21 protein-coding genes, 1 tRNA gene and 1 other RNA gene are annotated in these 21308 nt (G+C 50.1%); 19 read left to right on the forward strand and 4 right to left on the reverse strand.

Going from position 1 to position 21308, the window contains the following annotated elements:
* Positions 1–39 precede the first annotated feature (39 nt).
* The 9 genes from ACO0LL_RS20885 to ACO0LL_RS20925 all read left to right on the forward strand — a co-directional run bounded on the left by ACO0LL_RS20885 (position 40) and on the right by ACO0LL_RS20925 (position 4913).
* Complete coding sequence (locus tag ACO0LL_RS20885) at positions 40–258, forward strand: DUF904 domain-containing protein (RefSeq protein WP_422952741.1); 219 nt, start codon at positions 40–42, stop codon at positions 256–258.
* Complete coding sequence (locus tag ACO0LL_RS20890) at positions 255–581, forward strand: cell division protein ZapA (RefSeq protein ID WP_422952742.1); 327 nt, start codon at positions 255–257, stop codon at positions 579–581. The genes ACO0LL_RS20885 and ACO0LL_RS20890 overlap by 4 nt, the downstream gene beginning before the upstream one ends.
* 67 nt (positions 582–648) lie before the next feature.
* Positions 649–829, forward strand: a non-coding RNA gene (ssrS, locus tag ACO0LL_RS20895) — 6S RNA.
* Between the two features lie 136 nt (positions 830–965).
* Positions 966–1427: an EVE domain-containing protein gene (locus ACO0LL_RS20900; RefSeq protein ID WP_422952743.1), complete on the forward strand. Its 462-nt coding sequence runs from the start codon at positions 966–968 to the stop codon at positions 1425–1427.
* Entirely contained in the window at positions 1424–2425 is a 1002-nt protein-coding gene (ybiB, locus tag ACO0LL_RS20905) for a DNA-binding protein YbiB (RefSeq protein ID WP_422952744.1), read from the forward strand. The genes ACO0LL_RS20900 and ybiB overlap by 4 nt, the downstream gene beginning before the upstream one ends.
* A gap of 10 nt (positions 2426–2435) precedes the next feature.
* On the forward strand, positions 2436–2972 hold the full coding sequence (locus tag ACO0LL_RS20910; RefSeq protein ID WP_422952745.1) for a hypothetical protein: 537 nt from the start codon (positions 2436–2438) through the stop codon (positions 2970–2972).
* Between the two features lie 100 nt (positions 2973–3072).
* Positions 3073–3660 (forward strand): hypothetical protein, encoded by a 588-nt coding sequence (locus ACO0LL_RS20915; RefSeq protein WP_422952746.1) that lies wholly within the window; start codon positions 3073–3075, stop codon positions 3658–3660.
* Between the two features lie 268 nt (positions 3661–3928).
* Positions 3929–4477 (forward strand): EndoU domain-containing protein, encoded by a 549-nt coding sequence (locus ACO0LL_RS20920; protein WP_422952747.1) that lies wholly within the window; start codon positions 3929–3931, stop codon positions 4475–4477.
* Positions 4478–4481: 4 nt separating this feature from the next.
* Positions 4482–4913: a hypothetical protein gene (locus ACO0LL_RS20925; RefSeq protein ID WP_422952748.1), complete on the forward strand. Its 432-nt coding sequence runs from the start codon at positions 4482–4484 to the stop codon at positions 4911–4913.
* A 123-nt stretch (positions 4914–5036) separates the two neighbouring features.
* Here the strand turns inward: ACO0LL_RS20925 and ACO0LL_RS20930 are convergent, their stop codons facing one another.
* Positions 5037–5204: a hypothetical protein gene (locus ACO0LL_RS20930; protein WP_422952749.1), complete on the reverse strand. Its 168-nt coding sequence runs from the start codon at positions 5202–5204 to the stop codon at positions 5037–5039.
* A 103-nt stretch (positions 5205–5307) separates the two neighbouring features.
* Here ACO0LL_RS20930 and ACO0LL_RS20935 point away from each other — a divergent pair, with 103 nt between their 5' ends.
* A complete protein-coding gene (locus tag ACO0LL_RS20935) occupies positions 5308–6147 on the forward strand; it encodes an REP-associated tyrosine transposase (protein ID WP_422952750.1) in 840 nt (279 codons plus the stop codon).
* A gap of 381 nt (positions 6148–6528) precedes the next feature.
* On the opposite strand, the gene ACO0LL_RS20940 is transcribed toward ACO0LL_RS20935, so the two are convergent.
* Positions 6529–8799: a TonB-dependent receptor gene (locus ACO0LL_RS20940; RefSeq protein ID WP_422952751.1), complete on the reverse strand. Its 2271-nt coding sequence runs from the start codon at positions 8797–8799 to the stop codon at positions 6529–6531.
* 219 nt (positions 8800–9018) lie between these two features.
* Between ACO0LL_RS20940 and ACO0LL_RS20945 the strand changes: the two genes are divergently transcribed.
* Complete coding sequence (locus ACO0LL_RS20945) at positions 9019–9276, forward strand: hypothetical protein (protein WP_422952752.1); 258 nt, start codon at positions 9019–9021, stop codon at positions 9274–9276.
* A 35-nt stretch (positions 9277–9311) separates the two neighbouring features.
* On the opposite strand, the gene ACO0LL_RS20950 is transcribed toward ACO0LL_RS20945, so the two are convergent.
* Both ACO0LL_RS20950 and ACO0LL_RS20955 read right to left on the reverse strand, forming a co-directional pair.
* Positions 9312–10178, reverse strand: coding sequence for an SDR family oxidoreductase (locus ACO0LL_RS20950; protein WP_422952753.1), 867 nt, complete (start codon positions 10176–10178; stop codon positions 9312–9314).
* A gap of 49 nt (positions 10179–10227) precedes the next feature.
* Positions 10228–10887: an O-methyltransferase gene (locus tag ACO0LL_RS20955; protein ID WP_422952754.1), complete on the reverse strand. Its 660-nt coding sequence runs from the start codon at positions 10885–10887 to the stop codon at positions 10228–10230.
* Between the two features lie 414 nt (positions 10888–11301).
* Here ACO0LL_RS20955 and ACO0LL_RS20960 point away from each other — a divergent pair, with 414 nt between their 5' ends.
* From ACO0LL_RS20960 to ACO0LL_RS20995, 8 genes are all read left to right on the forward strand, one after another.
* Complete coding sequence (locus ACO0LL_RS20960) at positions 11302–11934, forward strand: TetR family transcriptional regulator (RefSeq protein WP_422952755.1); 633 nt, start codon at positions 11302–11304, stop codon at positions 11932–11934.
* Between the two features lie 78 nt (positions 11935–12012).
* Positions 12013–13212 carry an NAD(P)/FAD-dependent oxidoreductase gene (locus ACO0LL_RS20965; protein WP_422952756.1) on the forward strand — a complete coding sequence of 400 codons (1200 nt, stop codon included), beginning with the start codon at positions 12013–12015 and terminating at the stop codon, positions 13210–13212.
* Between the two features lie 284 nt (positions 13213–13496).
* On the forward strand, positions 13497–13709 hold the full coding sequence (gene rpsU / locus ACO0LL_RS20970; protein ID WP_005877634.1) for a 30S ribosomal protein S21: 213 nt from the start codon (positions 13497–13499) through the stop codon (positions 13707–13709).
* A 240-nt stretch (positions 13710–13949) separates the two neighbouring features.
* The gene (locus ACO0LL_RS20975; protein WP_110257242.1) at positions 13950–14396 is read left to right on the forward strand and encodes a GatB/YqeY domain-containing protein; all 447 of its coding nucleotides are present in this window, start codon (positions 13950–13952) and stop codon (positions 14394–14396) included.
* A gap of 50 nt (positions 14397–14446) precedes the next feature.
* Positions 14447–16240: a DNA primase gene (dnaG, locus tag ACO0LL_RS20980; RefSeq protein WP_422952757.1), complete on the forward strand. Its 1794-nt coding sequence runs from the start codon at positions 14447–14449 to the stop codon at positions 16238–16240.
* Between the two features lie 1152 nt (positions 16241–17392).
* Positions 17393–19561, forward strand: a complete 2169-nt coding sequence (gene rpoD / locus ACO0LL_RS20985) for an RNA polymerase sigma factor RpoD (protein ID WP_422952800.1) — start codon at positions 17393–17395, stop codon at positions 19559–19561.
* A gap of 166 nt (positions 19562–19727) precedes the next feature.
* Positions 19728–19804 (forward strand) — tRNA-Ile (locus tag ACO0LL_RS20990).
* 6 nt (positions 19805–19810) lie between these two features.
* Complete coding sequence (locus ACO0LL_RS20995; protein WP_422952758.1) at positions 19811–21307, forward strand: DEAD/DEAH box helicase; 1497 nt, start codon at positions 19811–19813, stop codon at positions 21305–21307.
* Position 21308: the final 1 nt, after the last annotated feature.

The following is a 21308-nucleotide window of genomic DNA, read 5'->3' on the forward strand; positions in this document are numbered from 1 at the left end:
GTTGACGACCAGGTTGTATACCCCTAAAACTGAGACATGATGATTTCCGAATTCGAATTGCTTACTGAAAAAGTGAAGCAGCTTACTGTACTGGCACACACCCTGCGCAGCGAAAATGCCAGATTGCGTAATGACGTGGTGTCATTGGCGACCCAAAACACAGACTTGCAACAACGCATGCAGCAGGCCCATGACCGTGTCTCTGCCTTGCTGTCGCAACTGCCTGCCGAGGTATTGAATGACAAGGAGGCAGCATGAGCGAAGTAAAAGTCATACAGGTCGATGTGAATATCATGGGGCAGAGTTACAAACTCAGTTGTCGCGAGGGTGAAGACCGCGCCCTGCGCGAAGCTGCTGCCTACCTTGATGGCAAGATGTCCGCTATACGTGATGCTGCAAAAGTCAAGGGTACTGACAGGATCGCCGTCATGGCAGCATTGAGCATGACCACAGAGTTGCTGGCGACCAAGTCACCCGAAGGCCCTTTGTCTGGCTTGTCTCTGGCAGAAGTCAAACAAAAGATCAACGAAATGCATGAAATGATGGATCAGGCTTTGACTCCACAAGAAAAACTATTTTGATTGATGAGCTTATTATTTAATTTAATCAAAATAGCTGGCGATGCGCGGGCATTTCAGGGTACACTTTAGATCCCTGCCGTGTTCGCCAATGCCATATATTCCTTGAACCATTTTAGTGCATAGGCCGTGGAACATTGTTCGATAGGTGTGAGCGTCGCTAGTCCGATGAACCCGAAATTGAATTGACCGTGGCCAACTTGAACCGCTCAGGTTCAGGATGCCGGCATAGCGGCATCGGTGGGGACTTATTCTGAACGGTTGTCATTTTTTATGACAGCCGTTTTTTTATGCCCGATCAATTCACGAGGTTTATCGTTCTCATGTGTTTGTGTCGTCGCCAGATAAATGTGCGACAATTTCCTTTTGACTTTGCAGGTGTTCACCATGGCATATTGGTTGATGAAGTCTGAGCCGGATGAGATAAGTATTGATGATGTGCTGGCTTTGCCCAGCATTCCCTGGTTTGGCGTACGCAATTACCAGGCGCGCAATTTCATGCGCGATGGCATGAAGGTCGGTGATGGTGTGTTGTTTTACCATTCCAGTTGTCCCGAGCCTGGCATCGCCGGTCTGGCCGAAGTGGCCAGCAATGCTTACCCGGATCACACCCAGTTTGAAAAAGACAGTAAATACTTTGATCCCAAAGCGACCCAGGAAACCCCGCGCTGGATGATGGTAGATGTCAAGGCCAAGCGCAAGACCCGTTTGCTGAGCCTGGCAGAACTCCGGACTTACCCTGAACTGGCGGACATGACGGTGCTGCAAAAAGGCAGCCGTTTGTCCATTACGCCAGTCAAGCCAGATGAGTGGCGCTTTATCCAGAAACTGTTGAAGGAACAGGTTTGAAATTTTCTCCATTCACTGCAAATTCTGCGACGGAATCGGTCGAGCCTCTTGCCGCTGCCAAATTCATCAAGGAAATAGGTCGCGGCAAAGATGGGGCGCGCAGTATGACGCAAGCTGACGCCGCAATGCTCTATACCGCCATGCTGGCCGGACGGGTCTCTGATCTGGAGCTCGGCGGCATCTTGCTGTCCATGCGCATCAAAGGCGAGTCCATAGAAGAAATTTCAGGCTTCCTGCAGGCGGCTCAACCCTACATTTTGCCGCTGCAAGCACCTGCAGATAGTCCTTATGCCCCGGTAGTCATACCAACTTATAACGGTGCACGCAAGAAAGCCAATCTGACGCCTTTGCTGGCCTTGTTGCTCGCACGACGGGGTGTGCCTGTGCTGGTACATGGTGTGCGCACAGATGCAGGGCGTGTTGCTACTGCAGAGATATTCCAGGCCCTGGGCTTGCCTTTGGTGACCAGCTCAGAACAAGTGCTGGAGCAGATGCGGCAAAAGCAGCCGGCCTTTATGCCGATAGACGCTTTATCGCCCGCAATGGCGCACTTGCTGAGTCTGCGCAGTATTCTGGGCGTGCGCAATTCCACCCATACCCTGGTCAAACTCTTGCAACCTTTTGTCGTACCCGCCTTGCGCCTGAGTTCTTACACCCATCCTGAATATCTGTTGATGTTGCAAAACTATTTCACCCGCTGCGCACCTGTTGAAGCTGGGGATGTATTCCTCATGCGTGGTACCGAAGGAGAGACCGTTGCCAGCACAGGCCGGGCCCAGCAGATAGACTGGTTCCATGCCGGGCAGGGCACTACCCTGGTACCTGCGCAGCAAGAACCTCTGGCGGAAGTGCCTGCTGTACCTGACAGTATCGATGCAGCTACGACAGCAGCCTGGATCAGGTCCGTACTGGCTGGTGAGATTGCCGTACCTGAAAATATTGCTGCCCAAGTAGAGCATTGCGCCAGCGTTGCCCAGCGTTTGCGACAACAAAGCTAAGGCTGAATCCATGATGGAAACCGGTGTGGCAGAAATTAATCCCAGTGTGCGCGATGACCCGCGTCTTGATAAAGTATTGAATTTTCTTGGCAAGATAGGCATCGCGGTTATTGAGTGTGAATTGCAGCACGCAACGTTTTTGCCCGGCCTTGATCTGGGGCCTGGCTGCATTTATGTCGATTATGGCAAACTCAAATATCCCGGTGATATGGTGCATGAGGCCGGGCACCTGGCGGTGACACCATCTGCCAATCGTGCACTCATAGGCAGTGATCAGCAAGATAAGGACTGGCCACCACAAGGTGAAGAAATCGCAGCCATTTTGTGGTCATTGGCGGTGGCCAGGGAACTTGATTTGCCGCTGGATTTTGTGTTTCATCCGAATGGTTACAAGGAAGATTCCAGCTGGTTGATAGAGACTTTTGAATCAGGTAATTTTATTGGCCTGCCGTTTCTGGAATGGGCTGGTCTGAGCCTGGGGGCTGTGCGGGCGGAGAAAGAAGGTAAGCCTGCTTTTCCTCGCATGCTCAAGTGGATGCGGGAGTAGTTCTGATATAAGCGTGCAGGCGCGCACATGGCATTGAACGACGAAGTCGGGATCGGTTTGAAAATACACATAAATAAATGTAAATTTTATGGAGATGAGAATGAAGGCTTCGGTGCTAACGATTGTTTTTTCCGCTGCAGTGCTGGCGTGTGGCGTGAGTAATGCCGCTGACTGTGTGTCGATCAAGTCTCAAAAAGAGCGCTTGAAGTGTATCGATGCTTCAGCGAAACAAGCTGACATAGATTTCCCAAAAAAGAAAGAGTTGGACGACAAGGCTGATCCGGACAAGCTTGAGTCAGCGCGGCTATCCCAAAAAAAACTGGACAACGAAAAAGCAAACAAGGCCGCGACTGAGAGCTTTGTCAATGGCCGTATAGTTAGTCTGTCGATTGTGACCTTGAGTTGGAAGAATTTCATGTCTAACCCTGGCGGTGTGGATGAAAGGCTGAAGACGGTCGAATGGGCCAAACAAGAGACTGTTAGTGACTATGACAAATTGCTTGCCATGGAAGAGTATAGCCCCCTGCTAAGGGGAAAAATCAAGGACCTGGTCGCTTCGTGGCTGCAGGCGGTGGAGGATGCGCGGCCCACTTCAAGTGATAGTGTGCGTAGCCACAGTGCCCGAGTGGATGCGGCGGTTAGATTGTTTCAGGCACAGGTTGACCGTTTAAAGCTTGATATCAGATGACGCGCTTCCTTGCTCTCATGATGATGGTGCTCGCCATTGAAGTATTCGCTGCGCCCGCCCGCAGCTCAACCGTCAAGCGTCACTTCCAGCGCTAGAATCCGTGCCCCGGTACCCACGAGGGCCAGGGGCAAGGAACAGCGTTATCTGCTCCAAAAAATTGGGTCATTTCTAACATTCCAACATTTTCAACCCGGCGAACGATTACGCGCCGCCGATCGCCTCCGCGTGCTTTGAGAAATGCTGAATTTTTGTGGATAAGAATGTTGGAATGTTAGAACTGACCCCATCTTCGCTGAATAATGTTGCGCTTGTTAAATCTGAAGTTGAATCGCTTGAACGAATTGGAACAAATAAGACTCAAATTGGTAGAGTTGAGAGTTACTATGTCGCAAAAACGGATCAAAATATATTGGCACAAATTGATACAGCTCATATTTATGATGGCCACATCAATAATAATAACAACGCTGTAGGATTCCATCGAGAAGCAAGTGGTATAAATGAAAAAGGACAAATTAATGCTAAGGTTACGGCATACACATTTCCACCAAATGATGTTGGTGTTTATACAGGGCGAATTGAGGTTAATGGTATTGCCAAAACAAGTAATCAGGGTCAGTCAACTTTTGTCCCTAAAGATTGGTCAGTTGCAAGAACAAATTATGAAATTACCGAAGCATTTAAAGCAGGGCAAGCATTGCAACCAACAAACAACACAGCATTTAATGCGGTATCCCCTTCCGGAGTTCAGTTTAGATTTGTCCCTCCTACTTCTGGTGGTTCTGTTAGTAAATGGCGTGGTTGGCCTATAAGGTAATATTATGAAGCTATATTTTCAGCGTGCTGAAGCGTGGGACGAGAACGATGAGCTAATGGCTGAACTTCAGCCATATGCAAGTGCAATATTAGAAAATCCTCCGCATAGTGGTTACTGGGATCCAAGAGGATTGTTTGCAGTACATATTACAAATGTTATTCAAAATATTGATGATTGCAAAAGCGCATTAAAGGTTATTGACTTAGTTAAAGGAGGAGGCTCGGCTTTAGAGATTCTTTCAGATAAATATGAAATTCGTAAGGCCCGCATAGAACCAAGTGGAGTTACTTTTTTTATTAGATGTGGAGAAAATGATGAAGAAACATATAAAGGGTGGGTAAGTTTGGGTAAATACATTACTTCAATTTCGTATTGGAGGGATTTCTTGTCTGCACATGATTGTCGTGAACGATTTGTTGACATACCAGATCATTAGTTGCTTGCTCTGTTCAGCGTTCAGTTAAACCAAACTCCTTCGCCAAATCAGCATTTTTTGCAAAATCTGGCGAAGATTTTGGTTCAGTTGAAAAAATTGGGTCAGTTCTCTTAAGAAACAATTTTAACCATTTGATTTATATAGGTTTAAATTGGTCTCTTCATTGAGAACGAGCTTCATCCCCATCTTTTCGGCCTTTTTTGCAAGGTGGTGCAAGACCCGTTCACGATAGCGTTCTTCGTAATAATCTTGTCCTTTATCGGTGTATTCTTCGCCTTTGGTGAGCATCATGTAGATGAGCCGAGCGAGTTTGCGCAAAAAATGAACGCAAAAATGGGGTCAGTTCTAACATTCCAACATTCTCGTCCATTAGCCATTATGTTATGCTTAAACCATGGCCAGACCCCTACGATTAGAATTTGCCGGAGCTTTGTATCACGTCACTTCTCGCGGAGACAGGCGTGAGGATATTTATCTCGATGATGAAGACCGTCAGGAGTGGTTCACGGTGCTGGCAGAGGTATGTGATCGCTTTAACTGGGTGGTGCATGCCTACTGCGAGATGAGTAATCATTATCATCTGTTGGTAGAAACCGTGGATGGTAATTTGTCGCGTGGCATGCGCCAGCTCAATGGCTTGTTCACCCAGCGCTTCAATCGCAAACACAAGCAAGTCGGGCATTTGTTCCAGGGCAGGTACAAGGCTATTCTGGTGCAAAAAGAAGCGCACCTATTAGAGCTGGCCCGCTACGTTGTTCTTAATCCGGTGCGTGCCGGAATGGTGGACCTGCCAGAAGACTGGCCCTGGAGTAGCTATGATTACTGCATGCACGACAAGCATGCGCCAGAATGGCTTGATACTGACTGGCTGCTGGGGCAATTTGGTAGCAGCCGGAAGCGGGCGCGTGTGGCCTATGCAAAATTTGTGCTGGAAGGAGTGGGCTTGCCATCACCTCTGCTGGCGACCAGACATCAGTTGCTTCTGGGTGATGATGAGTTTGTCGAAAAATACCAGCATCAATTACGGCCTGAAGATCTGCGTGAAGTGTCGCTGGCACATCGCCGTTCCATTGCACTCCCTCTAGCTACTTACCAGCAGCAATATATAAATCGAGATGAGGCCATGTATCGTGCCTATCATTCCGGTGCTTACACCATGGCAGAAATAGCAGAATTTTTCACTGTGCACTACATGACCGTCAGCCGGGCAGTGCGAAAATTCGAGGCGCAATGAGAAAGGCACAGTGCATTGCATTTTTATCTGATCAATCGATATCGGCTTTTGCTGGCATGCACGAGGATGACAACTGCGGACTGAGGTGATCAGTTGACGCTCTCATTTTCAATTGCAAATAGCAGTTACATAAAAATGCGATTTTGATTTTTTCCTTGACCTCGCTAAAACCAGGGAATGCGCTTTCTTTCACATTGCCAGTGAAACGCAATCGACAGCGAAATCAGGCAGGTTTACTTTTGAACTCTTTATATTCGCTGGATTCACTCACGGCATGGGTGGAGGATAACCATGGTTCCTGCCATCACCGCATCTATTTTAATGTGCCCCCCATAAAAAAACGCCGGATCACTCCGGCGTTTTTATCAGCTTAGCAAGCTATCAGAAGTTAGCCTTGAACTGTACGCCGTAGTTGCGTGGTTCGTTCAGGATACCTGTCAGGTTGTTGAAGTCGATGGCGGCAATGACTTGTTGCTTGTTGGTGATGTTGCGACCATAAGCAGCGAGTTCATATTTGCCGTCAGCCCACATGTAAGCCAGGCGCAGGCCGCCTTCGAGCATGGATTTGGCTTTGTATTCCTTGGCTTCATACAGGAACATATTGTAGGAATCTTTGTAAGACCAGTCTGTGCTGGCGTACAAAGTGCCTTCACCGATTTGTGTGGAATAACGCAGCGAGAAGTTACCTACCCATTTAGGTGCGCGTGGCAGCGGGTTGCCACCGATCAGCACGGTACCGGCAACAGGGCCAGCAGGGTTGGTGACTGTACAGCCGTTACCGCAAGGCGCGACGAACAGTTTGCCATCCCTGATTTCAGTATCGTTGTAGCTGACACCTAATGTGGTTTTCCAGTTGCGGTTCAGGTTGGCTTGCAATTCCATTTCAAAGCCTTGACCAACAGCTTTGTCAGCATTGACCAGTTTGTTCTGGTTCACGCCGCCGCTACCTGCAGTCAACTGCAAGTCTTTGGCTGTGTACTGGAATACTGTTGCGCTGATACGTGCTGTGTTATCCAGAATATCTTTCTTGATACCAGCTTCGAAAGACAGGGTTTTTTCTGAATTGGCGACGGAAATACTGTCACCAAACAAGACACGGCCCTGGATACTCGGTGCGCGGTAGCCAGTAGCGATACGGGCGAACACGGATGTTGCTTTATCCAGTGTGTAGTTTGCGCCCAGATCCCAACTGATGTTGGTGGCAGATGGGTTGGCTCTGAACAACGGCGTGCCAGGCGTGCCCAGGGCTGTGCCCGGTGTCCAGGTACGTTGTGCATCAAAGTCTTTTTTATCGCTGGTATAACGCAAGCCGCCGCGCAGTTTGAACTGTTCAGTAACCGCATAGTTCACAGTACCGAAGGCTGCCCAGGATTTTGCGCTTTGATGTTGAACTGCATAACCGTCTTGTGGATTGCCTGGTGCCAGGGAATTGAAGTCAAAGCTGTCAACTTGCAGTTCTTCACTGAAGTAATACAAGCCACCTATCCATTGCAGCGCATCTTTAGTATTGGATTCAACGCGGAACTCTTGCGTGATCTGTTTCAGGCTAGGCAAGCCATCTGCAGTTTCAGATGGGAAGGGGATAAAGCCAGGGCCCATGGAAGAAGCGAACGATGCGCCATAACCGCCGTCAACGTCAGCGCGGCTATAGAATTTTGCCTTGTCATACGCAGTGATGGAATGCAGGCTGATGCCTGGCATATCCCAGCGCAAGCGTACGCTGCCACCGGAAGATTGCAGCTTCTGGCTGTTCAGGCCATCTGTTGGGTAGCTGGCATAGTCAAAGCCAGGAACAATATTGTTTGTTCCTTTTTGGATAATATTGGCGCGGAACAGAGTGGCATTGCCAGACATGTCACGGCCATGCAAATTCACCAGAGCACTGAAGTCGCCATTTTTATACAAGAATTGCAGACGTGCAGCATTGTCGCGGTAACCTTCGAGATTTTTCTCACCAGTCGAACGTGGGTTGGTAACGCGGTCATCACGTGTTTGTGATTGTGCCGAGAAGCGCATTGCCCAGTCTGGATTCAGTGGCACGTTGATAGCGCCTTCCAGATTGATCGCTTTGTAATTACCAAAGCCGATATTGCCATAGCCCTCAAAACGACGGGTAGGTTTGGCAGAGTCAAACTTCAGTACACCGGCTGGCGAGTTGCGGCCGAACAGCGTGCCTTGTGGGCCGCGCAGAATTTCTACCTGATCTACGTCAAATACCGGGAAGCCTTTCAACATCGGGCTTTCTTGCACGACCTCGTCATATACCAGGCCAACTGGCTGGGATGCATTCAGATCGAAATCAGTATTGCCCAGGCCGCGGATATAAAAGCGTGGGAAAGAGCGGCCAAAGTCGGATTCTACGTTCAGGCTAGGTACGCGCGCCGCCAGGAAACGAATATCCTGACCGCTGGCATTGTAAGTATCGAGAGCCTCGCCTTTGATCGCAGAAATGGACATCGGTACTTCTTTGATGTTTTCTGCACGACGGTTGGCGGTAACGATAACTGTTTCCAGTTGCGTACCATCATTTTTTGCTGCAGGCGTGGCAGCCTGAGCCCAGGCAGCTTGCATGGGGAAGGCTGCAGCAACCGCCAGGGCGATCACGCTGAAGCTGACTCCCTTGTGCAATTGCTGAGAAATAGTTTTGCGCATGTTAAATTCCCAAGTTGATGTTAATCGATGATGTTCTGAAATGGTGCACTTGCACCATCCCTGAAATGGGGCGTGGTGAAATCGGGGATTTCTCTACGAGCGCCACCGCAAACGTTTGCGTAATCGTTTGCGGTGCGGCGAATCTGTTATCTCTCTAGCCAGCAAACAAGTCAAGAATTACTTAAATCCAAATAAGGAAATAAGCTTTTTGCTGCAAGAATGTTGCTAATTTCAAACAATAATGTTGCCGAACAGAACTCCCGGTTTGCAATTTTTTTTTGCCTGAAAATGGGGCAAGGCAGGAGGCGGGAATGGAAAGTGGACTTGCTGCAGACGACAATTGCCATAAAATTTTTCATGACATATCAGGGACTTGAAAAAAACTGGTCTGCTGATTCAACTATCCTCATGTTGCTGAAGCAGGTGGAAGACAAAAAACCTTGGCAGCCGCTGTTAGCAGCTTGCCAAGTTATTTGAAGGAGTTTCCTTGAAATAAATGTCAGTCAGTGTGGTCAGCTGATGTAATAAGCGGCCTGGTCCAGGTCTGTGAGCAGGGACGGGCCTTCAGAAATCCAGCCTAGCAGTGCTCTCGTCCGCAAACTGGTAGCAGCCATGTCAGCCCCAGCCATTTTCGCGAACCAGCCAAAGTGATCTGCTTCTCGCGATTCGACTGGCAAGCGCAGGTGGTGGCCTATCATTTCGGCTATCGTCTTGAAGGGAATGCTCTCATCGGCGACGGCATGGTAGACCGAGTCGGTCACACCCTGTTCCAGCGCGAGGCGGTAGACACGTGCAGCATCTTGCCGGTAAACACCAGACCAGCAGTTTTGGCCGTCGCCCAGGTAAGCGGAGACACCCTTTTCCTTTGCCAGTCGTATCAGCAGAGGCACGAAGCCATAATCGCCAAGGCCGTGAACTGATGGCGCCAGCCGGACTGTCGCCGCACGTACGCCGCGTTCAGCCAGTGTACGGGCCGTTGGTTCTGATTTGCGCGGTGAACCCGGATTGGGCAAATCCAGTTCACTTGCTCCACGCGCCATTCCAGACAGCCCGGAAGTGACGATCAGCGGGCGGTCTGACCCCTCCAGTGCGCTTCCCAGGGCTTCGATGACAAGACGGTCTTGCTCGCAATTCTCAATGAATTTTGAAAAGTCATGATTGAACGCAGTGTGAATGACGGCGTCAGCTTTGTCTGCGGCTGTACGCAGTGCATCAAGATCTTCCAGCCTGGCGAGCAGGACTTTTGCACCCGTTGCAGCGAGTGCGGTTGCTTTTTCGGCAGAGCGGGCAAGCCCAGTTACCAGATGACCTGCGTTGATCAATTCCTGAACTACTGCAGAGCCTACCCAGCCAGTGGCTCCTGTGACAAATACGTGCATAATATTTTCCTTAAATTTAATTGTGATTTGTTTGAGGGTTTGTGAGAATTCAGCCCAGCCACATCGATACTTCTACATCGTCGCCAAATGGCAGGGACAGATAGCCGCTACCTGGTGCACGTATCTGCGCCAGGTAATCAGGGCTGTAGTCGGCGTTATCGGCAATGATCAGTGCACCCGGGCGCAAGTGCTTTTGAACCAGCATCAGGACATCGCTATAGAGTGCCTTGGCACCGTCGAGTAATAACAGGTCAATGGATGCGGGAAGATCTGTTGCCAGCGTCTGCAATGCATCGCCTTCACGTATCTCGACCAGATCAGCCAGACCGCCTTCGTCCAGATGTTTGCGTGCCTGCACCACCTTCGATGGCTCAAACTCACTGCTGATCAGGTGACCACCGCCGTTGTCGCGCAATGCTGCAGCCAGATGCAGGGTGGAAATGCCGAAGGACGTGCCAAATTCAACGATATTGCGGGCATTGCTGCTGCGCGCCAGCATGTAGAGCAGCACGCCGGTCTCGCGCGAGACTGGCAGCCAGAGATCTTTCAGCAAATTATAAAAATCCAGGTATTCGGTTTTGCTGTGCATCAGGCGTTCGCGCTCTTCACGCGAGATGCTGGCAATGGCCGGGCTGGTCGCAGCATCGGCTTGCCTGAACAGACGGTCAAGCAAGGCCGCCAGTGTGGGTGAAGTAAGTGTATTGGTCATGAATGTATCCGGTTCTGAATTGAGTGCAAATGTGAACGCCACCTGCCATGCAGACGGCTATAAATAAAACGCGATTAATTCGTCGCATTGGTGAAAAATGATACGGGCAATGATTCACCTTGACTAATCGCATTGGGCCTCGCGTTTTTTGACAGGCTTGCGTCAATAGATAAGTCTTTGATTCAATATAAGAATTTGTGTGTCAGGTAGCGATAATTGGGGTCTTGAATGACATGTCATCAGATCAAAGCTCAGGTTTTGCTTTGATCTGAAATTGCTTTCATTGCAATGATTTGGCTGGGATGCAAGCTGATTGAGGGATGGCACAGCTTGGGTTAAGATGTGATGGATTCATCGCATTTCCACAGGATGGATTTTCCATTTTCTTGTTCGCTTTCTACGGTTTCTTACACGATGACTACCCGCCGCCGTCCTCAGGTTTCCACGCGCAAGCAACCACAACAGATCCGTTCGGCCGGACTGGTAACGGCAATCCTGGAGGCGGCAGTTCAGGTACTGGCGCAAGAAGGCGTGACGCGTTTTACTACGGCGAGAGTGGCAGAGCGGGCAGGGGTCAGCATAGGTTCGGTTTATCAATACTTCCCTAATAAGGCCGCGATTCTGTTCCGGTTGCAAACCGACGAGTGGCAACAGACTACCGAGATGTTGCGCCGTATTCTTGAAGACACCAGCAAGCCGCCGCTCGAACGTCTGCGCACACTGGTCCATGCTTTCATACGTTCAGAATGTGAAGAGGCTGAAACACGTCTGGCGCTCAGTGATGCCGCACCGCTTTACCGCGACGCGCCCGAGGCGCAGGAGGTAAAGGCGTCCGCAGACCATACTATCGACTTGTTTATGGCAGAAGTACTGCCCGGGGCATCTGGCGCCACGCGCACGCTTGCTGGTGATCTGGTCACCACTACCCTGAGTTCAGTAGGCAGCAGTTTTTCTGGTACACGCCGCACTCAGGCGGAGATCAAAACCTATGCCGATGCCATGGCGGATATGTTTTGTGCTTATCTCAAGGGCATTCAGCAAGATTGAGTCGAACTGCCGGATTCATTGCGCCTGCCATAAGCTACAATCTCGCCTGAATTTTTGAAAGTACCGAAAGTAAATACCATGAGTAATCAATTTGACCTTGCCGTGATAGGCGCAGGCGCAGCCGGGATGATGTGTGCTGCTGTTGCAAGCCAGCGCGGCAAGCGCGTGGTATTGATTGATCATGCCACCCGTCTGGCAGAAAAAATCCGTATCTCAGGTGGTGGGCGATGCAATTTCACTAACCTGCATGCAGGCCCGAATAATTTTCTGTCTGAGAACCCGCATTTTTGCAAAAGCGCTTTATCTCGCTACACGCCGCAAGATTTTTTGTCCTTGATGAAGCGCTATCAGATTGCCTGGCATGAAAAGCATAAAGGCCAATTGTTTTGCGATGACAGTGCTGAAGACATCATCCGTATGCTCAAGGCTGAGTGTGATGCCGGCAAGGTCGATTGGCGCATGGGCTGCAAGGTCGATGATGTGCAACAGCAGGAGCAGGGCGGTTTCCTGCTGCAAACCAGCGCAGGCATCATCCGCACTGCGCAAGTGGTGATTGCCTGTGGTGGCTTGTCCATCCCAAAGATAGGCGCGACTGACTTTGCCCATAAGGTAGCGCGCCAATTTGGCCTGAAGATCATAGAGCCACGTCCGGCCCTCGTGCCTTTGACTTTCGACGCCAAAGCCTGGGAGCCTTTCGTGCCTCTGTCTGGTATTTCACTGGAAGTAGATATAGAAACAGGCGAGAAAAAATCCCGAACGGTATTCCGTGAAGATTTATTATTTACTCACCGTGGCTTGTCTGGCCCGGCTGTTTTGCAGATTTCCAGCTTCTGGGAACCTGGCAAAGCCATACGTATTAATCTGTTGCCAGAAGTCGATGTGGCAGAAGACCTGGTGGGTAATAAATCGACGATCAAAAAGAATCTGGCAAATCATTTATCGCAATACCTGCCTGCGCGCCTGGTTGATGGGCTGTTGACTGCCCATGGTTTTGCTGGTGATGCCAGAGTAGCGGACATGCCGGACAAGCGCTTGCGCCTGCTCGGTGAAAAGCTGAACCGCTGGGAACTGATACCGAATGGGTCTGAAGGTTACCGTAAGGCTGAAGTCACCCGTGGTGGCGTTGATACCCGTGAGTTGTCCCAGCAAAGCATGATGGCGAATAAAGTGCCTGGCTTGTATTTTATCGGTGAGGCGGTCGATGTGACGGGGTGGCTGGGTGGCTATAATTTTCAGTGGGCCTGGGCTTCAGGTACGGCTGCTGGGCTGGCAATATAAATTGTTGTAAGAGCAGTGTTGTCAGGGCGTTGTATTTTTGCCTGTTATAATACCCGGTAGCAGTATGCTGAATTGCATCTCATTTTTTACTCTGTAATGAATGATATTCAGGCACATACCCCTGTAAATATCGAAATTTCCAGCTAAATGTGGACGAGGATTTGATGATCTTGTTTTGCCTTGCGTAAGTTTTTGCGCAAGATTTAATCAACTTCCTTCCATTAATTTAATTTTCCTGTTAATATCTCGGTCTTCCTATAAATCTTTCCATGGTTTGAACTTACATGACCACAATTCGCCTTAAAGAAAACGAGCCGTTCGAAGTTGCCATGCGCCGCTTCAAGCGCACTATCGAAAAGACCGGTCTGTTGACCGAATTGCGCGCTCGCGAGTTCTACGAGAAGCCAACAGCAGAACGCAAACGTAAGTTGGCTGCAGCTGTTAAGCGTCACTACAAACGTATTCGTAGTCAGCAATTGCCTAAGAAGATGTACTGATCCAGCTGTTGTGTCTGGCAATTTGCCGGATGCCTCATCGCTGTTGGTGCATTAAAGCTTAGGTTTGCATGCCCGCTCCGGTCAGCCGCAGCGGGCTTTGTTGTCTTTGTTTCGGGCATTGTGCTGGCGCTGTGCAAATACTATGCAAGTATTGCGTGCCGTACTGTATGTGCCCGGGCTGGTATGTGATTCCAGTGCAAGTTTGCGCGGAATTCATTTAAATAATTTCAGGAGCAGCTTATGAGTTTGAAAGAACAGATCACCGATGACATGAAGGCTGCCATGCGCGCCAAAGAAACAGTCAAGCTGGGTACTATCCGTTTGCTGACTGCAGCGATGAAGCAAAAAGAAGTCGATGAGCGCGTAGAGCTGGACGATGGCATGGTATTGGCCATCATAGAAAAAATGCTCAAGCAGCGTAAAGATTCCATCACCCAGTTTGAGGCGGGTGGTCGCCAGGATCTGGCTGATATAGAAAAAGCTGAACTGGCAGTTTTGTCTGTCTATATGCCAGCCGCAATGTCAGATGAAGAAGTACAGGCAGCCGTGGCTGCTGCCGTGGCAGAAACTGGCGCAGCCGGCCCGCAAGACATGCGTAAAGTAATTGATGTATTGAAGGCAAAACTGGCTGGCCGTGCCGACATGGGCAAGGTTTCTGGTCTGGTCAAAGCGGCATTGTCCAAGTAATCTGGTCATCTGCTTAGACTTTTGTTTTATCCTTTAGCTGGCGTCCTGCTTTGATACCACAAAGTTTTATACAGGATTTACTGGCCCGCGTTGATATTGTTGACGTGGTGGGTAAATACGTGCAGCTCAAAAAAGGTGGCGCAAACTACATGGGTTTGTGCCCCTTTCATAACGAAAAATCCCCAAGTTTTACCGTCAGTCCGACCAAGCAGTTTTATCATTGCTTTGGTTGCGGTGCGCATGGCAGTTCCATCGGTTTCCTGATGGAATATTCTGGCCTCAGTTATGTGGATGCCATCCGCGACCTGGCGCAAAACAATGGCATGATCGTGCCGGAAGAAGACCGGCTCTTGCCCGCGCAAAGGGCAGAAGTTACGGCAAAAAGCCTGGCCTTGTCAGAGGTCATGACCAAGGCAGGTGAATACTATAAACAGCAATTGCGTACTGCGCCGCAGGCCATCGCTTATCTGAAGAAGCGCGGTTTGACTGGTGAAATAGCGGCGCGCTTTGGTCTTGGTTTTTCGCCAGATGCCTGGGATGGTTTGCGCAGCGTTTTCGCTGACTATAATGTACCCGCCCTGGTCGAAGCTGGTCTGGTTATAGATAAAAGTGAAGAAGAGGGCGGCGGTCGCAAGCGTTATGACCGCTTCCGTGACCGCGTCATGTTCCCCATACGTAATACCAAAGGCCAGATCATAGGTTTTGGTGGGCGCATCATGGAGCAGGGCGAGCCCAAATACCTGAACTCGCCAGAAACCCCGTTATTTCAAAAAGGCCTGGAGTTATATGGTCTGTTTGAGGCGCGCCAGTCCATACGTGAAGCCGGCTATGTGTTGGTCACTGAAGGTTATATGGATGTGGTGGCGCTGGCGCAGATGGGTTTTCCGCAAGCGGTGGCAACCCTGGGTACGGCGTGTACGCCTACCCATGTGCAAAAACTTTTGCGCCAGACGGATCATGTGATCTTCAGTTTTGACGGTGATAGCGCCGGTCGCCGCGCGGCGAGGCGTGCACTCGACGCCTGTCTGCCGCATGCGAATGACGACAAGGTCATCAAGTTTCTGTTTTTACCCAAGGAACATGATCCCGATAGCTATATCCGCGAATTTGGTGCCGATGCCTTTGAGCAGGAAGTGCGCGATGCGATGCCGCTGTCGCAATTCTTTATGCGCGAAATGATAGGTGACAATGATTTAAATACTGCAGAAGGGCGCGCCCGCACGCAGTTTGACGCCAAGCCTCTGTTACAGGCCATGCAGTCATCCGGTATGCGTTTGCAGTTGGTGCGCAATTTGGCGCAGGTAACGCAAACCAGCCCGGCTGAAATTGAAACCATGTTTGAACTCAGTCAGCCAGTGGCCCGCGTCAAGCTGGCTCCACCCAAAAGCAAGCGCAATGCACCGGTTGGCCTGGAGTTGCAGATCATGCGCATCCTGGTTGCGCATCCTTCACTGGCGGTGATGCTGGATGAAAGCGTGCTGGCAGATGCGGCGGCGTTGTCACCCGATGGGGCTAATATGCTGCGCAGCCTGGTATTTACGGCGCAAAGCATGGGTGAAAGTGCCCAGTTTGCTGCGCTGGCTGAGCAATTGCGTTCCCTGGGTTCGGATTTTGATGCGCTGATTGCCGAGATTGCTGAGCAGGCAGAGACTGATATCGATATTGTCCGGCTGGAATTGGCCGGGGCTCTGCGGCAAATGCGCCATCAAGTCTTGCGTGCCGAGGCCGAGAACCTGGCTGCGCGTGGCTTGCGTACTCCTGAAGACATGGCGCGTTACCGCGAAATTGGGCAATTGCAAGAACAGCTTAAGAAGCAAGCTGCTGAAGAAGCGGCGCGTCGTTAAATAAAAAGCAATTTCCAACGTTGGAACTTTTTCCAGTTCGTAACTGTCATGACAGTTTGCGTCGGGGTCTTGTTATTTCCAGTTTTGGCTTCATTTCTGCTATTGGAATCAAGGTCAGGATCAAATTATTTAATTATTTGTTAAATAGTTTGACAAGTTGGCGTAGCGCAAAGTGGTGTTTTTGCCTCTTTTTTATCCAGTATTTGCCTAAAATTTATTCACCAAATTGCCACTAAGTTGATATAAGCACAGTCTTAGGCTGGAGTAAAGTAGGTTCGCATGGTATAATTAAAGGCTTTCGATTCAAGGTCTTAGGTTGTTTCATTCTGGGCGAAGCTTTTTTGCATTTGCACAGAATGTGTTGTTTAGGTGAGCGTAATGCTCCTCCGAGTAACCCAAAACACTGGCGCTGAGACTCGGGAAGTCTGCAACAAACCAGATTTTGCTCTGCGATGCCGATCACCAGATCTGCTGGCAGCGCATTTTCTTTTTTGTGATGTGCCCACAGGCGACTTCCTCAGTTCCGGATGGTTTGATTCAATGGCTAGCGCAATGAAGAAACCCGCGAAAACCCTGAAGTCCACTACGGTAACAAAAGCCGTGGCAAGCGTACCGAAAAAGGCACCTGCCACTGCAACGAGCAAAGCGGTAAAAACCGCGGCAAGTGCTGGCACCAAGGCAAAGACGGCTGCAGCGTCTATTGCACGGAGTACGAGTAGTAAGGCTGTGACAGTCAGTAAAACAGACAAAACAGCGGAGCAAAAAGGGGTTGCGAAAGACGTTAAAGCGCCTAAAGTGATAAAGACCTCACTGGCAGCCGAGACCGTCCAGGTGAAACAGGCAACAAAGCAGGCAACAAGTAAAGCAGTATTGAAAACGGCAACAAAAGCCAAAGACACGGATGAAATATCCGCGTCTGCGACAAAAACGGCTGGTAAGGAAGTGAGCGGCAAGAATGCGACACCACCGGCAAAAATAGGGAATCAGCCAGCAGAAGCGGCCGAATCCCAGCTCAGTGGAAAAACCAGGAGTGCATCTGCAGCCCGGCCAGAACCAGTATCCGTATCATCGAAAGCTTCTGTGACAATTAACAAAACCGATTCAAAGACAGTGACTAAGCCAACCAAGAATTCAGCGAAAGCTGCACCAGAGGTGCAGGAAATCAAAACCGGTTCTGCGCCTACAGTAAGCCAGACGACCGATGCTGCGGTGCTTGCCGCCATTGACACCTCCGGCTATGTATTGCCCGGGGTGAAGGTGCCTGGTCGCCGTGGTCGCAAGCCAAAAGAATACCAGCCTGAGAATGAAGAAATCGCCGCGCTCAATGCAGTAGAGCGCGCCGAGATGAAAGCCATAGACAAGGCCAAGGCAAAAGACCGCAAGGCCAAAGAAAAGGCTTTGCTCAAAGATGCCTTCTCTTCTGATCCTGAGGCTACTGAAGAAGAACTCGAACGCCGTCGCCAGAAACTGAAAACCCTGATTAAGCTGGGTAAGGACCGTGGCTACCTGACGTTCGCAGAAATCAACGATCACTTGCCAGAAAACGTTGTCGATCCTGAAGCCATTGAAGGCATCATTGGTACCTTCAATGACATGGGCGTGGCCGTGTATGAGCAGGCCCCTGATGCTGAAACCCTGTTGTTGTCGGATAACGTCGTCACTGTCACGACCGATGATGATGAAGTTGAAGCCGCTGCTGAGGCTGCACTTTCTACGGTTGATTCTGATTTTGGTCGCACCACTGACCCTGTGCGCATGTATATGCGCGAAATGGGTTCGGTCGAGTTGCTGACGCGCGAAGGCGAAATCGTCATCGCGAAGAAAATCGAAGAAGGCCTGAAAGACATGATACAGGCGATCTCTGCCTGTCCAACCACGATTGCAGAAATCCTCGCTGCGGCTGACCGTATCGCTGCCGATGAAATCAAGATCGATGAAATCGTCGATGGTCTGGTCGATCCGAATGCGGATGAACAGGCTGCGCCGGTAGTTGTGGTTGCAGAAGAATCGTCTGAAGAAGATGAAGAGGACGAAGAGGAAGAAGAGGAAGAAGAAGACGATGATGGCGGTGCCGCTGGCGCAGCTGCAATCTCTGCTGAACAACTCGAACAATTGAAACGTGATGCCCTGGCAAAATTCGAAATCATTTCAACGAATTTTGACAAGATGCGCAAGTCCTACGAAAAAGAGGGCTACAACTCCAAAACTTACGTCAAGGCGCAAGAAGCCATTTCCAGCGAATTGCTGGGCATACGCTTTACCGCGAAAGTAGTTGAGAAATTGTGCGACACCCTGCGTGGTCAGGTAGATGAAGTACGCCATGTAGAAAAGCAGATACTCGAAGTTGTCGTTAATCGTTGCGGCATGCCACGTTCCCACTTCATCAAGGTGTTCCCTGGTAATGAAACCAACCTGAGCTGGGTTGAGGGCGAAGTAAATTCTGGTCATTCCTACAGTGCTGTGCTGGGCCGTAACATCCCTTCAGTGCAACAACTGCAGCAGAAACTGATCGACCTGCAATCTCGCGTAGTTTTGCCTTTGCCTGATCTGCGCAACATCAACAAAAAGATGTCTGCCGGTGAAATGAAGGCACGCAAAGCCAAGCGTGAAATGACTGAGGCCAACTTGCGTCTGGTGATTTCCATCGCCAAAAAATACACGAATCGTGGCTTGCAATTCCTGGATCTGATTCAGGAAGGTAATATCGGTTTGATGAAGGCAGTCGATAAGTTTGAATACCGTCGTGGTTATAAATTCTCGACCTATGCAACATGGTGGATACGCCAGGCTATTACCCGTTCTATCGCCGATCAGGCACGCACGATTCGTATTCCAGTGCATATGATAGAAACGATTAATAAAATGAATCGTATCTCGCGTCAGATTTTGCAAGAGACAGGTGTAGAGCCTGATCCTGCAACGCTGGCGATCAAGATGGAAATGCCGGAAGATAAAATTCGCAAGATCATGAAGATTGCGAAAGAGCCGATTTCCATGGAGACACCGATAGGCGACGATGATGATTCCCACTTGGGCGATTTCATCGAAGACAATCACACATTGGCGCCGGCCGATGCTGCTCTGCATGCATCGATGCGCAATGTAGTAAAAGACGTGCTCGACTCTTTGACGCCGCGCGAAGCAAAAGTATTGCGCATGCGTTTTGGCGTTGAAATGTCCACGGATCATACCCTTGAAGAAGTAGGTAAACAATTTGACGTGACCAGAGAACGTATTCGCCAGATAGAGGCTAAGGCTTTGCGAAAATTACGCCATCCATCACGCTCGGATAAGCTCAAGAGCTTCCTCGAAGGTAATTAATGTTATATAATGGGCGTCGGTTTTCCGGTGCCCATTGAAATTGTTGTGCTGAAATTTGGCGCAATTTTTGCAGGCGGCATCATCTGGCTTTACCTGCAAAACCTGAAGTATTTTTCCAAACTGGATTAACCTCAGATTAAAGCAGGCAGAGCTTGCAGAAAGAATTGGGCCCATAGCTCAGTTGGTTAGAGCAGCGGACTCATAATCCGTTGGTCGCAGGTTCAAGTCCTGCTGGGCCCACCAACTACCATGACTGATATCAAGTCCCCAGTTACACCCTCTGATGAGCAAGCTACCCCTACGGTAAAGTTTGCCGATTTTGGTCTTGCGCCAGAAATCTTGCGTGCCCTGACAGATCAGGGTTATGTGCATCCAACTCCAATTCAGGAACAGGCTATTCCAGTTGTCTTGCAAGGCCGTGACGTGATGGGCGCAGCCCAGACCGGCACAGGCAAGACTGCAGGTTTTTCTTTGCCTATCATCCAGTTGTTGCTGGCCCATGCAAGCAGCAGTGCTTCGCCGGCACGCCACCCTGTGCGCGCACTGATTTTGACGCCGACACGTGAACTGGCTGACCAGGTCGCAGAAAACGTCAAGGCTTATTCCCGTCACACGCCCTTGCGTTCTACCGTCGTATTTGGTGGCATGGACATGGCACCGCAGACGGCAATCTTGCGTAACGGCGTCGAGATCGTGATTGCCACGCCTGGTCGTTTGCTCGACCACGTACAGCAAAAAACCGTCAACCTGTCACAGGTCCAGATACTGGTCATGGACGAGGCTGACCGCATGCTGGACATGGGCTTCCTGCCTGACCTGCAACGCATCATCAACCTGCTGCCTAAAAAGCGCCAGAACCTGATGTTCTCTGCGACGTTCTCGCAAGAGATCAAAAAACTCGCTGCCAGTTTCCTGACCAATCCGCAAACCATAGAAGTGGCACGCAGCAATGCTACTGCCGATAATGTCACGCAGATTTTGTACAAGGTATCGACGGAAGAAAAACGTGATGCCGTATCCTTCATCATCCGTGAACGCGGCCTGAAGCAAGTCATCGTGTTTTCCAACACCAAGATAGGTGCGTCACGCCTGGCTGTGCATCTGGTCAAGCAAGGTGTCAAAGCATCTGCGATTCATGGTGACAAGTCACAACAAGAACGCATGGCTGCACTTGAGGCTTTCAAGCAGGGTGAAGTTGAAGTACTGGTAGCGACTGACGTTGCTGCGCGCGGTCTCGACATTGCCGAGCTGCCTTGCGTCATCAATTTTGATTTGCCGTATAACGCCGAAGATTATGTCCACCGCATAGGCCGTACTGGTCGTGCCGGGGCCAAGGGGGATGCAATTTCCCTGCATACTGACCAGGATGAACGTTTGCTGATCGACATAGAAAAAATGATCAAGCAAAAAATCGTGCGCCTGAATCTGGCCGGTTTTGTCGCGACGTCCGTGCATCAGCCAGAACATCGTGCACCGCGTGAACGGGGCGAGCAAGGCGATCGTTCCGGTCGTGGTGACCGCGCTGACAGGTCTGACCGTGGTGAAAGAAGCGAGCGCCCAGCGCGTAGCTATCAACCACCGAAAGAGAAAGTCGATCCGTGGTTCCTCAAGCCTTATGAACCAAGTTCAGGTGCGAGTTCAAGCAGCAACAATACGACAGCGTCGATGGCATCACCATCAAATGCCAGCACACCAGCCAAGCCACAAAAACGTGCGGCTTTGTTGGGTGGGTTTCCTAAGAACTAAA

The sequence above is a fragment of the Undibacterium sp. TC4M20W genome (genome assembly GCF_049340245.1).
Lineage (GTDB): Bacteria > Pseudomonadota > Gammaproteobacteria > Burkholderiales > Burkholderiaceae_D > Undibacterium.

Coding starts and splice junctions, on each gene's coding strand:
- ACO0LL_RS20885 (WP_422952741.1), top strand. CDS start 40: ATGATTTCCGAATTCGAATTGCTTACTGAAAAAGTGAAGCAGCTTACT.
- ACO0LL_RS20890 (WP_422952742.1), top strand. CDS start 255: ATGAGCGAAGTAAAAGTCATACAGGTCGATGTGAATATCATGGGGCAG.
- ACO0LL_RS20900 (WP_422952743.1), top strand. CDS start 966: ATGGCATATTGGTTGATGAAGTCTGAGCCGGATGAGATAAGTATTGAT.
- ACO0LL_RS20910 (WP_422952745.1), top strand. CDS start 2,436: ATGATGGAAACCGGTGTGGCAGAAATTAATCCCAGTGTGCGCGATGAC.
- ACO0LL_RS20915 (WP_422952746.1), top strand. CDS start 3,073: ATGAAGGCTTCGGTGCTAACGATTGTTTTTTCCGCTGCAGTGCTGGCG.
- ACO0LL_RS20920 (WP_422952747.1), top strand. CDS start 3,929: ATGTTAGAACTGACCCCATCTTCGCTGAATAATGTTGCGCTTGTTAAA.
- ACO0LL_RS20925 (WP_422952748.1), top strand. CDS start 4,482: ATGAAGCTATATTTTCAGCGTGCTGAAGCGTGGGACGAGAACGATGAG.
- ACO0LL_RS20930 (WP_422952749.1), bottom strand. CDS start 5,204: ATGATGCTCACCAAAGGCGAAGAATACACCGATAAAGGACAAGATTAT.
- ACO0LL_RS20935 (WP_422952750.1), top strand. CDS start 5,308: ATGGCCAGACCCCTACGATTAGAATTTGCCGGAGCTTTGTATCACGTC.
- ACO0LL_RS20940 (WP_422952751.1), bottom strand. CDS start 8,799: ATGCGCAAAACTATTTCTCAGCAATTGCACAAGGGAGTCAGCTTCAGC.
- ACO0LL_RS20945 (WP_422952752.1), top strand. CDS start 9,019: ATGTTGCTAATTTCAAACAATAATGTTGCCGAACAGAACTCCCGGTTT.
- ACO0LL_RS20950 (WP_422952753.1), bottom strand. CDS start 10,178: ATGCACGTATTTGTCACAGGAGCCACTGGCTGGGTAGGCTCTGCAGTA.
- ACO0LL_RS20955 (WP_422952754.1), bottom strand. CDS start 10,887: ATGACCAATACACTTACTTCACCCACACTGGCGGCCTTGCTTGACCGT.
- ACO0LL_RS20960 (WP_422952755.1), top strand. CDS start 11,302: ATGACTACCCGCCGCCGTCCTCAGGTTTCCACGCGCAAGCAACCACAA.
- ACO0LL_RS20965 (WP_422952756.1), top strand. CDS start 12,013: ATGAGTAATCAATTTGACCTTGCCGTGATAGGCGCAGGCGCAGCCGGG.
- rpsU (WP_005877634.1), top strand. CDS start 13,497: ATGACCACAATTCGCCTTAAAGAAAACGAGCCGTTCGAAGTTGCCATG.
- ACO0LL_RS20975 (WP_110257242.1), top strand. CDS start 13,950: ATGAGTTTGAAAGAACAGATCACCGATGACATGAAGGCTGCCATGCGC.
- ACO0LL_RS20995 (WP_422952758.1), top strand. CDS start 19,811: ATGACTGATATCAAGTCCCCAGTTACACCCTCTGATGAGCAAGCTACC.